At 54.3% G+C, this 15,144-nt stretch carries 18 protein-coding genes; 12 read left to right on the forward strand and 6 right to left on the reverse strand.

The window, feature by feature from the left end:
• The first annotated feature begins 29 nt into the window (after positions 1–29).
• From V6942_RS16740 to nhaC, 8 genes are all read left to right on the forward strand, one after another.
• A complete protein-coding gene (locus V6942_RS16740) occupies positions 30–599 on the forward strand; it encodes a UbiX family flavin prenyltransferase (protein ID WP_182930243.1) in 570 nt (189 codons plus the stop codon).
• Between the two features lie 281 nt (positions 600–880).
• A complete protein-coding gene (gene argT, locus V6942_RS16745; RefSeq protein ID WP_106924251.1) occupies positions 881–1,663 on the forward strand; it encodes a lysine/arginine/ornithine ABC transporter substrate-binding protein ArgT in 783 nt (260 codons plus the stop codon).
• A gap of 222 nt (positions 1,664–1,885) precedes the next feature.
• Positions 1,886–2,668: a histidine ABC transporter substrate-binding protein HisJ gene (gene hisJ, locus V6942_RS16750; RefSeq protein WP_106924252.1), complete on the forward strand. Its 783-nt coding sequence runs from the start codon at positions 1,886–1,888 to the stop codon at positions 2,666–2,668.
• A 64-nt stretch (positions 2,669–2,732) separates the two neighbouring features.
• The gene (locus tag V6942_RS16755; RefSeq protein ID WP_106924253.1) at positions 2,733–3,419 is read left to right on the forward strand and encodes a histidine ABC transporter permease HisQ; all 687 of its coding nucleotides are present in this window, start codon (positions 2,733–2,735) and stop codon (positions 3,417–3,419) included.
• Positions 3,416–4,132 carry an ABC transporter permease gene (locus tag V6942_RS16760; protein ID WP_106924254.1) on the forward strand — a complete coding sequence of 239 codons (717 nt, stop codon included), beginning with the start codon at positions 3,416–3,418 and terminating at the stop codon, positions 4,130–4,132. The genes V6942_RS16755 and V6942_RS16760 overlap by 4 nt, the downstream gene beginning before the upstream one ends.
• Before the next feature lie 7 nt (positions 4,133–4,139).
• On the forward strand, positions 4,140–4,913 hold the full coding sequence (gene hisP, locus V6942_RS16765; protein WP_106924255.1) for a histidine ABC transporter ATP-binding protein HisP: 774 nt from the start codon (positions 4,140–4,142) through the stop codon (positions 4,911–4,913).
• A gap of 201 nt (positions 4,914–5,114) precedes the next feature.
• Positions 5,115–6,332 carry a PLP-dependent aspartate aminotransferase family protein gene (locus tag V6942_RS16770; RefSeq protein WP_333501516.1) on the forward strand — a complete coding sequence of 406 codons (1,218 nt, stop codon included), beginning with the start codon at positions 5,115–5,117 and terminating at the stop codon, positions 6,330–6,332.
• The gene (gene nhaC, locus V6942_RS16775; protein WP_333501517.1) at positions 6,329–7,750 is read left to right on the forward strand and encodes a Na+/H+ antiporter NhaC; all 1,422 of its coding nucleotides are present in this window, start codon (positions 6,329–6,331) and stop codon (positions 7,748–7,750) included. Before V6942_RS16770 ends, nhaC begins: the two co-directional genes overlap by 4 nt.
• On the opposite strand, the gene V6942_RS16780 is transcribed toward nhaC, so the two are convergent.
• From V6942_RS16780 to V6942_RS16805, 6 genes are all read right to left on the reverse strand, one after another.
• On the reverse strand, positions 7,738–8,283 hold the full coding sequence (locus tag V6942_RS16780) for a GNAT family N-acetyltransferase (protein ID WP_106924258.1): 546 nt from the start codon (positions 8,281–8,283) through the stop codon (positions 7,738–7,740). The genes nhaC and V6942_RS16780 overlap by 13 nt on opposite strands.
• 67 nt (positions 8,284–8,350) lie before the next feature.
• Positions 8,351–8,908 (reverse strand): helix-turn-helix transcriptional regulator, encoded by a 558-nt coding sequence (locus V6942_RS16785; protein WP_182967389.1) that lies wholly within the window; start codon positions 8,906–8,908, stop codon positions 8,351–8,353.
• A 17-nt stretch (positions 8,909–8,925) separates the two neighbouring features.
• On the reverse strand, positions 8,926–9,156 hold the full coding sequence (locus V6942_RS16790) for a hypothetical protein (protein WP_106924260.1): 231 nt from the start codon (positions 9,154–9,156) through the stop codon (positions 8,926–8,928).
• Positions 9,157–9,378: 222 nt separating this feature from the next.
• Complete coding sequence (locus tag V6942_RS16795; RefSeq protein ID WP_106924261.1) at positions 9,379–10,275, reverse strand: TIGR01777 family oxidoreductase; 897 nt, start codon at positions 10,273–10,275, stop codon at positions 9,379–9,381.
• A gap of 21 nt (positions 10,276–10,296) precedes the next feature.
• Positions 10,297–10,659, reverse strand: a complete 363-nt coding sequence (folX, locus tag V6942_RS16800; RefSeq protein ID WP_106924262.1) for a dihydroneopterin triphosphate 2'-epimerase — start codon at positions 10,657–10,659, stop codon at positions 10,297–10,299.
• A gap of 54 nt (positions 10,660–10,713) precedes the next feature.
• Positions 10,714–11,622 carry a LysR family transcriptional regulator gene (locus V6942_RS16805; protein WP_333501518.1) on the reverse strand — a complete coding sequence of 303 codons (909 nt, stop codon included), beginning with the start codon at positions 11,620–11,622 and terminating at the stop codon, positions 10,714–10,716.
• A 103-nt stretch (positions 11,623–11,725) separates the two neighbouring features.
• Between V6942_RS16805 and V6942_RS16810 the strand changes: the two genes are divergently transcribed.
• From V6942_RS16810 to yfcD, 4 genes are all read left to right on the forward strand, one after another.
• Entirely contained in the window at positions 11,726–13,144 is a 1,419-nt protein-coding gene (locus V6942_RS16810) for an aldehyde dehydrogenase family protein (protein ID WP_333501519.1), read from the forward strand.
• A 125-nt stretch (positions 13,145–13,269) separates the two neighbouring features.
• Positions 13,270–13,914 carry a glutathione transferase gene (gene yfcF / locus V6942_RS16815; RefSeq protein WP_106924264.1) on the forward strand — a complete coding sequence of 215 codons (645 nt, stop codon included), beginning with the start codon at positions 13,270–13,272 and terminating at the stop codon, positions 13,912–13,914.
• A 56-nt stretch (positions 13,915–13,970) separates the two neighbouring features.
• Entirely contained in the window at positions 13,971–14,522 is a 552-nt protein-coding gene (gene yfcE / locus V6942_RS16820; RefSeq protein ID WP_106924265.1) for a phosphodiesterase, read from the forward strand.
• A 57-nt stretch (positions 14,523–14,579) separates the two neighbouring features.
• Positions 14,580–15,131, forward strand: coding sequence for an NUDIX hydrolase YfcD (gene yfcD, locus V6942_RS16825; protein WP_106924266.1), 552 nt, complete (start codon positions 14,580–14,582; stop codon positions 15,129–15,131).
• Positions 15,132–15,144 lie beyond the last annotated feature (13 nt).

The following is a 15,144-nucleotide window of genomic DNA, read 5'->3' on the forward strand; positions in this document are numbered from 1 at the left end:
GGCGCCAGTAGAGAAAAAGGGCGGTCAACGTGAAGCGACTCATCATTGGAATCTCCGGCGCCAGCGGCGCCATTTACGGCGTACGCCTGCTTGAGGTGCTACGCGCCCTGCCTGACGTCGAAACGCATCTGGTGATGAGCCAGGCGGCCCGCCAGACGCTGGCGCTGGAAACATCGCTTTCCCTGCGCGACGTTCAAACATTGGCCGATGTCGTACACGATTCCCGCGATATTGCCGCCAGTATTTCTTCTGGTTCCTTCAAAACGGCAGGGATGGCGATTTTGCCGTGCTCTATTAAAAGCCTTTCCGGGATTGTGAACAGCTATACCGATGGTCTGCTGACGCGCGCTGCCGATGTGGTGCTCAAAGAGCGTAGGCCGCTGGTGCTGTGCGTGCGCGAAACGCCGCTGCATCTCGGCCATCTGCGGCTGATGACGCAGGCTGCGGAAATGGGGGCGATAATTATGCCGCCGGTGCCCGCGTTCTATCATCGCCCGCAAACGCTGGATGACGTCATCAATCAGACCGTGAACCGGGTGCTCGATCAGTTTGATATCACCCTACCGGACGATCTGTTTACCCGCTGGTCGGGCGCCTGATGCGCTCATGATGTCTCTTTTGCCCTGTTTCAGGGCAATTCTGCAACGCCGATCAAATCCTCGCGATTAAATCATCCCGATTGCATTTTTGTGCTCGATTTATACGCAGCGGCTGATATCTTCGTCTGTGTTTACCTTTTCTTATCCTTTTGTTAACAAATTTAACGCCATTTAGCTCTTCGGCGAAAGGTTTGGCACAAAAGATGCAGAGTCAGGTTTGCAGACACAACACAACATAACGATATCGCAGTTAACAACATCACGATTTAATAGGGGAACGTATGAAGAAGACGGTTCTTGCTCTCTCTCTGCTGCTGGGTCTCAGCAGCGCTGCCAGCGTCTTTGCCGCACTGCCGCAGAGCATTCGCATCGGTACCGACACCACCTACGCACCGTTCTCATCGAAAGATGCCAAAGGCGATTTTATCGGCTTTGATATCGATCTGGGCAACGAAATGTGCAAACGTGCAAGCATCAAGTGTACGTGGGTGGGAAGCGATTTCGATGCGCTGATCCCTTCGCTGAAAGCGAAGAAAATCGATGCCATCATTTCTTCATTGTCCATCACGGAAAAACGTCAGCAGGAGATAGCCTTCTCTAACAAACTGTATGCCGCTGACTCACGCCTGATTGCCGCCAAAGGTTCGGCAATTAAACCCACGCTGGACGCGCTGAAGGGTAAACACATCGGCGTTCTTCAGGGTTCTACCCAGGAAGCCTACGCCAATGAAAACTGGCGCAGTAAAGGCGTCGACGTGGTGGCCTACCAGAACCAGGATCTGATTTACTCCGATCTGGCCGCCGGGCGTCTTGACGCCGCGTTCCAGGATGAGGTGGCCGCCAGCGAAGGCTTCCTCAAGCAGCCAGCGGGCAAAACGTTTGACTTTGCGGGCCCATCGGTGAAGGACAAAAAATTCTTTGGCGACGGGACGGGCGTTGGCCTGCGTAAAGATGACGTAGAGCTGAAGGCCGCGCTGGATAAGGCGTTGGCCGAACTGCGCGCCGACGGCACCTACGACAAAATGGCGAAGAAGTACTTCAACTTTAACGTCTACGGCGATTAATCCGCCGGATGTGTCATCGTGGTGCAGATAAATCGCCATGCACCACGGTGGTGCATTTTTTGCTCGAAAGTTGCGCGCAGTTGCATAATTAAGCATTTTTAATGAGAAAAATGCCAGCCGAAAGGGCAGAATGCTTTGCCTTGATGGGCCGAAAGATGGCACGATAACCGCTCAGATAATTTCTAAAAAACCCACAAGAATTACTGTCTGTTGAGGATGATTATGAAAAAACTGGCGTTGTCTCTTTCTCTGGTTCTGGCGCTTGCTTCTGCATCGAGCGCATTTGCAGCAATTCCGCAAAAAGTGCGCATTGGTACTGACCCAACGTACGCACCGTTCGAGTCAAAAAATGCCCAGGGCGAATTAGTGGGTTTTGACATTGATCTGGCCAAAGAGCTGTGTAAGCGCATCCAGGCACAATGTACCTTCGTTGAGAACCCGCTGGATGCCCTGATCCCCTCGCTGAAAGCGAAGAAAATCGATGCCATCATGTCATCGCTGTCGATCACTGAAAAACGTCAGCAGGAAATCGCCTTTACCGACAAACTTTATGCGGCCGATTCGCGCCTGGTGGTGAAAAAAGGTTCTCCGATTACGCCGGATATCGCCACGCTGAAAGGTAAGCGCGTTGGCGTATTGCAGGGAACGACCCAGGAAACCTACGGTAACGAGCACTGGGCGCCAAAAGGTATCGAAATTGTCTCCTACCAGGGCCAGGACAACATCTACTCTGACCTGACCGCTGGCCGTATCGATGCCGCGTTCCAGGACGAAGTGGCGGCGAGTGAAGGCTTCCTGAAGCAGCCTATCGGTAAAGACTACCAGTTCGGCGGCCCGTCGATTAAAGACGAGAAGCTGTTCGGCGTCGGTACCGGTATGGGCCTGCGTAAAGGCGACACTGAACTGCTGAACGCGCTGAACAAGGCGTTTGCTGAAATGCGTGCCGACGGCACCTACGACAAGCTGGCGAAGAAATACTTCGATTTTAACGTTTACGGCGAGTAATCATCACGAGTAACCCGTCGCTTTGCACGCACAGAGCGACGGGCGTCAAGACAGGACTGGCAGCATGCTGTACGGGTTTTCACAGGTAATTTTTCAGGGCGCTCTTGTCACCCTTGAGCTGGCCGTCAGCTCGGTGGTTCTGGCCGTGCTTATTGGGTTGGTTGGCGCGGGAGCTAAGCTCTCCCGAAATCGCGTGCTGGCGTTAATTTTTGAGGGTTACACCACGCTGATTCGTGGGGTGCCCGATTTAGTGCTGATGCTGCTGATTTTCTACGGGCTGCAGATGGTGCTGAACGTGATCACCGATTCACTCGGCGTCGATCAGTTTGATATCGACCCGATGATCGCCGGTATCATTACGCTCGGTTTTATCTACGGCGCTTATTTCACCGAAACTTTTCGCGGTGCCTTTATGGCGGTGCCGAAAGGGCACATCGAAGCTGCGACCGCCTTTGGATTTACCAGCGGGCAAACTTTTCGGCGCATTTTATTTCCGGCCATGATGCGTTACGCGCTGCCGGGGATTGGCAATAACTGGCAGGTGATCCTCAAGGCGACCGCGCTGGTGTCGCTGCTGGGGCTGGAAGATGTGGTCAAGGCGACCCAGCTTGCCGGTAAAAGCACCTGGGAGCCGTTCTACTTCGCCATTGTTTGCGGGGTGATATATCTGTTGTTTACCACCGTTTCCAATGGCGTACTGCTGCTGCTCGAACGCCGCTACTCCGTAGGCGTGAAGAGGGCCGATCTGTGATTGAGATTATTCAGGAGTACTGGAAAGCGCTGCTGTGGAGCGACGGCTATCGTTTCACCGGCGTGGCTATCACTCTATGGCTGCTGGTGCTGTCGGTCGTGATGGGCGGCATTATGGCGCTGTTCCTCGCGATTGCCCGGGTTTCCAGCAATAAATATATTAAGTTTCCGGTGTGGTTGTTTACCTATATTTTCCGCGGGACGCCGCTGTATGTGCAGCTGCTGGTGTTCTATTCCGGGATGTATACGCTGGAAATCGTGAAAGGTACTGAGCTGCTAAACGCCTTTTTCCGCAGCGGCCTGAACTGTACGGTGCTGGCGCTCACGCTCAATACCTGTGCCTATACTACCGAGATTTTCGCCGGGGCGATTCGTTCTGTGCCCGCGGGGGAGGTTGAGGCGGCGCGAGCCTATGGTTTCTCGTCGTTTAAGCTTTACCGCTGCATTATTCTGCCGTCGGCGCTGCGTATTGCGCTACCGGCTTACAGCAACGAAGTGATCCTGATGCTGCACTCGACGGCGCTGGCGTTTACCGCCACCGTTCCTGACCTGCTGAAGATCGCCCGCGATATCAACTCGGCAACCTATCAGCCGTTTACCGCTTTTGGCATTGCCGCCGTGCTCTATTTGATTATCTCGTATGTGCTGATTCGCCTGTTCCGTAAAGCGGAAAAGCGCTGGCTAAAACATATGAAACCGACTTCTACGCACTGAGAACATGATGGCTGATAAAAAACTAAACGTAATCGATCTGCATAAACGCTACGGCGAGCATGAGGTGCTGAAAGGCGTTTCGCTGAAAGCTAACGCTGGCGACGTCATTAGCATTATCGGTTCGTCGGGCTCGGGCAAAAGTACGTTCCTGCGCTGCATTAACTTTCTCGAAAAGCCGAGCGAAGGCACGATTATCGTTAACGGGCAGAATATTGGCCTGGTCCGCGATAGCGACGGTCAGCTCAAGGTCGCGGATAAAAACCAGCTGCGCCTCCTGCGTACTCGCCTGACCATGGTATTCCAGCATTTCAATCTGTGGAGCCATATGACGGTGCTGGAGAACGTCATGGAAGCGCCGATCCAGGTGCTGGGCCTCAGCAAGCAGGAAGCGCGCGATCGCGCGGTGAAATACCTGGCGAAGGTGGGCATCGACGAACGTCAGCAGGAGAAATACCCGGTACACCTGTCCGGCGGCCAACAGCAGCGCGTGTCCATTGCTCGCGCCCTGGCGATGGAGCCGGAAGTGCTGCTGTTTGATGAACCGACTTCAGCGCTTGACCCGGAGCTGGTGGGTGAGGTGCTGCGCATTATGCAGCAGCTGGCTGAAGAAGGGAAAACGATGGTGGTGGTGACGCACGAAATGGGCTTTGCCCGCCACGTTTCATCGCACGTGATTTTCCTGCATCAGGGCAAAATTGAGGAAGAGGGCAATCCGGAAGCCGTATTCGGTAACCCGCAGAGTCCGCGTTTGCAGCAGTTTCTCAGCGGCGCGCTGAAATAAAAATAAAGCCGGTTAACCCCGGCTTTATTTTTAATTGTACTTATTTAATTTAATCATATTTAATATGGATTTTGTGTGATCGCCAAGAGGCGATTCTTTTTGTGTATGCCGTACTTAAATTATTAATGGCAATAAGATAAAGGTTTTAATGGTTGCGAGGATTAGTATTTCCCGAAATACGCACAGTAAAGGGAAATAACGATGACACGTTACGAAAGTTTGTTACTGAATAATGGAAATGTTTCGCCAGAAGATTATGTAACTTGTTCCGGTATTAATGAAAATCATGAAGCTTATTTTGGCGCGGTAGCACCGCCAATCATCCAGACCAGCCTATTTGTGCAGGCTAACTATCAGCAGTATTGCGATGATATGCAGCAAGAAACCCGGCGTTATATTTATAGCCGAGGTCTGAATCCCACCGTGCAGATGGCAGAGGAAAAGCTGGCTCGGCTGGAAGGTGGAGAAAGCGCACGCTGTTTTGCATCTGGAATGGGGGCCATTAGCGCGGTGATTATCGGCCATTTAAATCATGGCGATCACATTTTACTGGTCAATCAAGTCTATGGGCCTGCCGTGGAGCTGGTGAAAGCGCTAGCGCATAAATACGGTATTCAGTTTGATGTTGTACCGGATGGTGACGTGGCGCTTATTGCGCAAAAAATTAAGCCCAACACGCGCATGATTTACACGGAGTCGCCGGGCACCATGACCATGAAGGTGGTAGATTTACGTGCGATAGCCAGCCTGGCGTCTCACCATGGCATTATCACGGCTATTGATAACACCTGGCCGACGCCGCTGTACCAGAAGCCGTTGAGCCTTGGCTTTGATATTGTGATTCATTCCTGTACCAAATACCTTGCCGGGCACAGCGATATTCTGGCCGGGGCGGTGATTACTTGCGCTGAGTTGATGGAACCGATCCGTGATTTTTCCCATCAGCTATTAGGCGGCGTGTTGGCGCCATTCAGCGCGTGGCTGTTATTGCGGGGATTACGAACTTTACCGATCCGCATGCAGGCGCATCAGCAAAATGCCATTGCCGTGCTCGAGTGGCTGAACCGTCGTGATGATGTGGAAAATATTCGCCATCCATGGCTGGCATCGCCGCAGGAAAAAGAGATTATTCGGCGTCAGATGAGCGGATTTTCCGGGCTCTTTAGCTTCGAGTTAAAACACGCGGATTTTCATGATGTGAAGCGCTTTATTGATGCCTGCAGGGTATTTAAAGTGGGGTGTAGCTGGGGTGGCTATGAAAGTCTGATTATTTCGCCCAATCGTGGATATAACCAGGCTGCGCTGGATGAGTCGGGTATCTCTCGGGGGCTTATTCGTCTTTCCATCGGTCAGGAGCCGATGTCGATATTAATTAACGATCTCGATAATGCTTTTAAGGCATTAAGGATGCCAATATGACTATTCGGCAGCCTTCGTTTCCTTCGGCATTAATTATTTTATTCATCATTTTTATATTTTTTCTCGCCGGCGTTGGTATTTTGGGTTATCCGGTTGAGTTTGTATTAATAATGGTGACGCTTACGACCGCTGGCTACGCGTATTTTTATGGTGCGCGTTGGAAGGATATTGTTTCACTGTTTATGGAGAAAATTAAAGATGCCGTTCCAGCTATGCTGATTCTGTTGTCAATTGGTATGCTGATTGGCTGCTGGATTGTATCAGGCACCATTCCGCTGATGGTGCTGTACGGGCTGGACATGGTGAGTCCCCATTATCTCTATTTGACGGCTTTTCTGGTAACGGTATGCATTTCCCTGTTTACCGGCACCTCCTGGGGAACGGCGGGGACGATCGGTGTGGCGCTGATTGCGGTTTCGTCTGCGATGAACGTTTCCCTGGCGGTAACCGCGGGGGCCATTATCTCCGGTTCCTATTTTGGCGATAAGCTCTCGCCGTTATCGGATACCACCAATATGGCCGCAATGGCGGCAGGCGTAGAACTGTGGCAAAGCATTCGCAATATGATGTATACGTCGCTGCCGGCGTTTATTTTTGCCTGCGCAGGCTTCTGGTGGGTGGGGCAGGATTTAGCGCCGTTGAACGAACAGATCGACAATATCAGCGTGATGCGAGAGGCATTGCAGCAACTGTTCTGGCTTAATCCCCTCTGCTTGCTGCCGGCTTTGTTGGTCTTCGTGGGGGCATTGCGGAAGTGGGACACCACGGTGGTTCTGGTCGCTTCTTCATTTTTTGCACTTCTCCTGGGGGGCATTTTCCAGCCAGTGAGTTGGCCTGATATGGTGCAAGCGGCCATTAATGGATTTAAAAACAGCATGCTTACGCCATTTTCCACGATTGCCCGCGATCCCGACGTTGCAACAAATCTTACTGTTTTACTCAACCGTGGCGGCATTTATTCCATGGTCAGCCCCATTGTGGTCATGTTATGCGCATTTTTGTTCGCCTCCGCGCTGGAGGCATCAGGAGGGCTTAATGTGGTACTACAGCGACTTGTGAAGAAGTTAAGTTCCGTTACGCGCGTCATCCTGGCAACGCTCTTCTCAAGCACACTGCTAGTGGCTTGTACGGGCAACGCGGTGATTAGCTTTTTTCTGGTCAAAAGTATGTATGACCCCTGCTATGATCGGCACAAGCTGCATCGGGTCAACATGTCACGGGCTATGGAGTCGGGGGCGACCTTGCTGGAAGGTCTTTTCCCGTGGACGATTTCCGGCATGTTTATGGCAAAAACGTTGGGCGTGGCGACGCTGGACTATCTTCCGTGGACATTTTTTAATTTGAGCTGTTTTGCGCTGGCGCTGATGTATGCGTTTTTGGCAAGATGGAGTCGTTTTGGGACACGCTACGTTGAGTAACCCATGTTTTCGGGCCTGGACAGTATCATCCAGGTCTGTTCCTCCAGCCGATATACCCAATCATCGTAATCTTTGCCGTTCAGCCGATAGGCTTTTGTCAGCACCTGCGTGCGGATAAAACCGTGCTTTTCCAGCAGCCGCGCCGACGCGTGATTATCGCCCAATACCCAGGCGTTAATCGCCCACAGCCCAAGCCGTTGGAAGCCAAAATCGCATATTGCACAGAGCGCCTCGCTGGCAAAACCCTGACCCTGAGCTTCCGGCAGCAGCGCATAGCCAACATCCGCCTCATGGGGGTTTTTACTGCTGATTTGCAGCCCTATATCGCCAAGCGGCGTACCGTTTTCATCGCGGATAACAAAGATCGCGGGGGAATTGCAGCGTCGGGAAAAAATTGCACCTATCGCCGCTTCGTCCAGTACTTCCCCCATAAACTGCATGACCTCATGGTTTTGTCGCAGCTGAAGAAAGAAGGGCCAGTCGCTTTTATTAAACGGAGAAAGTCGTAGTCGCCGGGTGGTGAGGATTGCCATTTTCCTATGCCATTAAGCCAAATCTGAGGCTGTACTCTAGCACCGGAAGAGAGGGATTGGCACGGAATTAGCCACTGAAGGCGGTCTTGTGTTCCAGATGCTGGAAATAGTGCAGCACCGTTTTGCTCTCCTGAGAGGCGCGAAGCTGTAGTGCCAGGTTGAGGCTATCCAGCGTGCGGGCATGGGCAACCATCGGCGAAGTCTCAGCGATGCGGCCCTCTGTTACCAGCCATTGCACGACTGTCTGCCAGCGCCAGAGTGGGGAGTTACCCTTTACGCGCTGAATGGGCGCAGGAAACTGACCACCACCGCGAGCCCCGTCTTTAAGCAGTGAAATTGCCTGCCGGGAAACGCCGGTGAGTTCGGCAATGTCGCTAAGCCCAACCAGGGTTGAATCAACCGATTCGACCCGCGCATTGAGCAAGGGGGCGGATTCAATATCTCGAATAGCAGAAAGAATAGCCTGCTCTAATGTGTCACTTTCCCGGTCGAAATCAAGATAGACCGCCGTCCCGTAAAAGCAGATCAGGGCATCATCGCAATGCGCATGATAAAGCGCATCTTCAAGATTTGGCGTGCTGCGGCTGACGCCTGAAAGCGTCAGCGTGAAGTTAAATAATGGCATTTTGTTTCTCCCTTGTTCTACGAATTTCTGGGCTGACAGCTCTCGACCATGCGCATGATTTGCCGCGCGTGATGTAGCGGAACGGCAGGTGTCGACCATATGCTCATCATATGATCGCGGTGCTCGGCCGTACCGCACTGCAAACGGCCAAAACAGTGGGCACTTTTACCGCCAGCGATAAACAACCAGCCGTGCTTTAGCGCGTAATCAATGGCCGCCCTGATATGTTTATCTGGATGTTCCTTCATCAGTGGTTCCCGCAGAGTATTGATATTTTGTTGACGAATGTCAACGGTAAGCTGATGCAAAAATGCGCATTGGCCTGTTATGACAAAGCCAGAGGTAACGCGTTGGAATCGGCTTCACGTTTGTATCAGAGGGAGATGCGTTCGATGGCCGAAATGCGTGGCGAATTCCAGAAGTGGGGGAAGGGCGGTGATAGCCGGGCGCCATCACCGTCGTATGAAAACTTAATGGGCGAGAATATCGCCCAGCGCTTCGTCCAAATCGTACCAGCGAAACGCGAACCCGGCGGCCTCCAGCCGTTTGGGGAGCGCGCGCTGACCGCCCAGCACCAGCACCGAGGATTCGCCCATCAGCAGGCGTATAACGGTAGCGGGAACGCGAAGAATTGCCGGGCGATTCAGTGCCTGACCAAGGGCATGAGAAAATTGCTCGTTGCGCACCGGGTAAGGTGAAACCATGTTGAAAGGTCCGCGTAAATCGTTATCCAGCAGCCAGAGAATACCGTTGACCATATCGTCGATATGGATCCACGCCAGATATTGCCTGCCGCTACCTATCGGGCCGCCGAGGCCGAGCTTAAATGGCGGCACCATTTTGCCAAGAATACCGCCTTTTGGGGCCAGAACAACGCCGGTGCGCAGCAGGCATACGCGGGTACGCTCGCTCTGCGCGCTGCTGGCAATTTGTTCCCAGCGGGCGCACAGCTTGTGGGTGAATTCGTTGTGCGGCGGCTCTTCTTCGGTGACCACCACTTCGCCAAGATCGCCGTAGTAGCCGGTTGCTGAACCGGAAATCAGCACCGAGGGTGGCGTCTGGCTAGCCTGAATGAGATCGCTGATGCGCTGGGTGATGGCCCAACGGCTATCGCATAATTTCTGCTTTTGTGCCGCGGTCCAGCGTTTGTCGGCAATGGGCTCACCGGCGAGGTTAATCACCGCGTCAATGCCGTCGAGGCTGGACGGCTTCTCAAGCCCTGGCCAGATCTCAACGCGGGCATCAAGCATTTGCCGGGCTTTATCCGCAGAGCGGGTCACCACGCAAACTGCGTGGCCGAGCGCCAGTAAACGCGGAATTAAATGGCGGCCGATCAGCCCGGTGCCGCCGGTTAGCAGAATTTTCATGCCACCTCCCACAGGGAGCGCTTAGCGTTGCCAGCTCAGGGTGATGGATACTGAATCGGCGTAACGCAGCGCGTGAAGTTTATCGATCTCCACTTCAGCATAAGTGACCCAGTGATGTTCGCGTGCGATATCGAGCACATCCTGCGTTAATTTTTCCAGTAAAGAGAAACGGTTATTTTCAACGTGGCGAATGATGTTTTTGGTAATGGTGCGGTAGTTCAGCGCATCGTTGATATCTTCGCTGCTGCGCGACTTGTCCGCCGGGTAGCGAATTTCCACGTTGATAACGATGTCCTGGCGGTTGGCGATCTCTTCTTCCTTAATGCCGATGAAGGTACGCAGGCGCAGGTTTTTGATGCGAATGACAGCGTCGGATTGAGACATTGCAGGTGTTCTCCTTAATTTTTGTTTTCCAGTGCATCATACACTAAAGCATCTTTATCGCGGCAGGGTCTGGCGCGCGTTCAGTTCGTGCGCCAGTTCAACAAACGCGCGTAGCGCCGGTAGCACATGTCGGTGCCCCGGATAATAAAGGCGCAGGCCGCCAAAGGTTGGGCACCACTCATCCAAAACGCTGATAAGTTTGCCGCTGCGGAGTTCGTCCTGAATAAACCATTCTGAAATAAACGCCAGCCCCAGTCCAGCCAGCGCGGCACGGTGAATGGCCTGCATTTCGCTGACGATAATTCGCGCTGGAATATTGACGGTAAATTTCTGCTGATGGCGCTTCAGTTCCCAGTGGTAAACGCCGCCGTGGGACATGCGCATACCGATGCTCTGATGCTGCTGGAGATCGTCTGGCGAGACGGGCGTACCGTGGCGTTTGAAGTAGTCCGGTGAGCCGACAATCAGCATTCGCGCATCCGGCGTCAGTGCGACGGCAATCATATCCTGCGGGACGGACTCGGCAAGGCGGATACCCGCGTCAAATCCCTCTGACACGATGTCGATAAGCCGTGACTCGGTGGTGATATCCAGGCGCATCTGCGGGTAGCGTTGCAGATAAGTATCAAACAGTTGGAACAGCAGTGAAACGCATTCGCGCGGCGCGTTGATGCGCAGCGTCCCCGTCGGGTTTCCCGGTTCGGCGGCAATCTCCTCGGCGGCGCGTTGTATTTCCGCCAGGGCCGGAGCGACGCGCGCCACGTAGCGCTGGCCCTGTTCCGTGAGCGCCACGCTGCGGGTGGTGCGGTTAAAAAGCCGGACGTTAAGCCGCGATTCCAGCCCGGCAACGGCATTGCTGACGGCGGTCGCCGACATCCCTAACTCGCGCGCCGCGGCGCGAAAGCTCTGCTGGCGGGTGACGGCAAGGACGATTTCAAGTTCGGTAAGGCCGCTGCGGTGCATGATTGTTCCGATTTTCGTGACAGGTTGTCCATATTATACCCTCTTATCGTTACGATGCGCGGCTCCTATACTCCACGGCATCCCACGATGAGAGGACCGAATCATGCTGCACATCAACCAGATTTACATCAACGGCGAGTTTGTTACCCCACACGGTAGTGAGCTTTTTGAGCTGTTTAACCCTGCAACCGAAACCGTGATTGGCGAGGTGCGACTGGCGGATGAAGAGGACACCCTGCGCGCTATTGCCGCTGCGAAAGCCGCGTTCCCGGCCTGGTCGCAGACGACCCGTGAAGAGCGTATTGTGGTGCTGGAGAGAATGTACCTGGCCGTACAGGCGCGAGAAGCCGATCTGCTGGAAGCGCTGGTCACCGAGTACGGTGCGCCATCGGTACGCGCACACTGGATGGCGTCCTGGCCGGCTCAGACGATTCGCTGCGCCATCGATGCGCTTAAGCAATTTAGCTTCGAAGAACAGGTTGGCCGCGCCAAAGTAGTGATGACGCCGGTCGGTGTCGCTGGGCTGATTACGCCGTGGAACAGCGATGCCGGTTTTATCTGCAATAAGCTGGCGACCGCGATGGCTTCCGGCTGTACCGCGGTTATCAAACCGAGCGAAATGAGCGCCTGGCAGACGCAGATTGTGACTGAGGCTCTGCACGCCGCGCATATTCCAGCGGGCGTGTTTAACATTGTCACCGGGCGGGGAGACGTGGTGGGGGAAACGATCAATCACCATCCGGACATCGCCAAAATCTCCTTTACCGGCTCGACGGCGGTGGGCAAACACATTGTGGAAAGCGGTGCCCGCACGCTTAAGCGCGTCACGCTGGAACTGGGCGGCAAATCGCCGACCGTGATCCTCGATGATGTGGATGTGAAGGTGGCGGTACATCGGGCGCTGGAAGCTGGGTTTATGAATAGCGGGCAGGCGTGCATCGCCGGGACGCGTATTTTGGTTCCCGCCTCCCGTCAGGCTGAGTTTGAGCAGGCATTTATCGAGGCGATGACCGGGTTCACCACCGGCGACCCGCGTGATAGTAAGACCGTGATTGGCCCGATGGTCAGCCAGAAACAGTGGCTGCGGGTGCAGGGCTATATTCAGTTAGGTCAGCAGGAGGGAGCGCGGATTCTGGTTGGTGGCGAAGGGCGCGTCGCGGGACAGCAAAAAGGCTGGTACGTGAAGCCGACCATTTTCACCGATGTGAACAACCAGATGCGTATTGCCCGCGAAGAGATCTTTGGGCCGGTGCTGGTACTGATCCCTTATCGCGACGAGGCACAAGCGCTGACGATTGCCAACGATACCGAGTATGGCCTGAACGCGATGGTATTAAGCGGCTCACGGGAACGAGGCGAGGCGCTGGCGCTGCGGATTGAATCCGGCCGCGTGATGGTCAATACCCTTGAGCATGAACCGCTGGCGCCGTTTGGCGGCATGAAGCAGTCAGGGCTGGGCCGCGAGATGGGAAAATGGGGCATGCAGGCCTATCTTGAGCCGAAAACGCTGGTGGTCGGCTGATTGCAAAATCCTCATGTTGCGGACAAGTGACATCACCTGCCAGACAGGCTATGTTGACAGCTATGTTGGATGGACGCGTTCTGCGTCCATCGTTCGTGCATCTCCTGCCCGTGATTGAGGACGCTATGAGCCAGCCTGTGATAACGCTTTGGTCTGATTCCGATTTTTTCTCACCCTACGTGATGTCCGTCTACGTTGCCCTGCAGGAGAAGGGGCTGGCGTTTACGCTAAAGACCGTTAACCTTGACCTCGGCGAGCACCTCCAGCCGGGCTGGCGCGGCTATTCGGCGACCCGCCGCGTGCCGCTGCTTGAGCTTGAAGGGTTTGAGCTCAGCGAGTCCTCCGCCATTACCGAATTCCTTGATGAACGCTTCGCGCCGCCGCAGTGGGAGCGTTTGTACCCTCACGATCTGCAAAAACGCGCCCGTGCACGACAGATCCAGGCGTGGTTACGCAGCGACCTGATGCCGATACGCGAAGAACGTCCGACGTCGGTTATCTTTGCCGGTGAGAAAAAAGCGCCGCTGACGGACGCAGGACGCAAAAGCGCAGCTAAACTGTTTGACACCGCCAGTGCGCTGCTTGCCCACGGGCGTCCTAATCTGTTTGGCGAGTGGTGTCTGGCCGATACTGACCTGGCGCTGATGCTCAACCGTCTGGTGTTCAACGGCGACGATGTGCCGGAGGCGCTGGCGGATTACGCTGCCTTCCAGTGGCAGAGGGCGTCGGTACAGCGCTATGTTGCGCTCTCGGCCAAACGCGCAGGCTGAAAAAAACGAGAGAATCCATTATGATAACAGGGTTATCATCGTGGGAGATTTGATTAATGAAGCTGATGTTTGCATCGGATATTCACGGCTCGCTACCGGCCGCTGAGAAAGTGCTGGCCCGCTTTCACGAGAGCGGTGCACGCTGGTTGGTTATTTTGGGCGATGTACTCAATCACGGGCCGCGCAACGCCTTACCCGATGGCTATGCGCCCGCGCAGGTTGCCGAGCGGCTCAATAGCGTTGCGGAGCGGATTATTGCCGTGCGCGGTAACTGCGATAGCGAAGTTGATCAGATGCTGCTGCAGTTTCCCCTTAGCGCGCCGTGGCAGCAGGTCCTTACCGAACATCAGCGTCTGTTTTTGACCCACGGGCATCTTTATCACCCCGGTAACCTGCCGCCGCTGGCAGCCGGTGATGTGTTTGTTTTTGGACATACGCATCTGCCGGTGGCAGAAAAGCATGAACAGATATTCTTATTTAACCCCGGTTCGGTTAGCATTCCCAAGGGCGGTTTCGCTGCCAGCTATGGGCTGCTTGATGGTCATAAATTGCACGTTTTGACACTCAATGATCAACAGGTTATTGCAGAGGTTGCTATTAACCCGTAAGTTACCCATCAATCATAAAACGCGCCATAAAGAGCGCTTTCAAGGTAAGGTTTTCGGATGGTCGAGCAGAATCATTTGGCAAGCACGGAATGGGTCGATATTGTCAACGAGGACAATGAGGTCATCGCGCAGGCGAGCCGTGAACAGATGCGCGCGCAGTGCCTGCGTCACCGGGCAACCTATATCGTCGTGCATGATGGTATGGGCAAAATTCTGGTGCAACGCCGCACCGAAACAAAAGACTACCAGCCGGGTATGCTGGACGCCACCGCTGGGGGTGTTGTTCAGGCTGATGAAACGCTGCTGGACTCAGCCCGCCGCGAGGCAGAAGAAGAATTAGGCATTGCTGGCGTACCGTTCGCCGATCACGGGCAGTTCTACTTTGAAGATAAAAACTGTCGCGTCTGGGGAAGCCTGTTTAGCTGCGTCTCCCACGGGCCGTTTGCCCTGCAGGAAGAAGAAGTCAGCGGCGTACGCTGGATGACGCCGGAAGAGATCACCGCGCGTTGCGATGAGTTTACCGATGACTCGCTGAAGGCGCTGGCGCTGTGGATGACCCGCAACGCAAACAACGAAACCCATGCAGAGGAAGACGCAGACGACGAATAATGTCGCTCTGCTA

The organism is Kluyvera genomosp. 2 (assembly GCF_036759865.1).
GTDB classification, from domain to species: domain Bacteria; phylum Pseudomonadota; class Gammaproteobacteria; order Enterobacterales; family Enterobacteriaceae; genus Kluyvera; species Kluyvera ascorbata_B.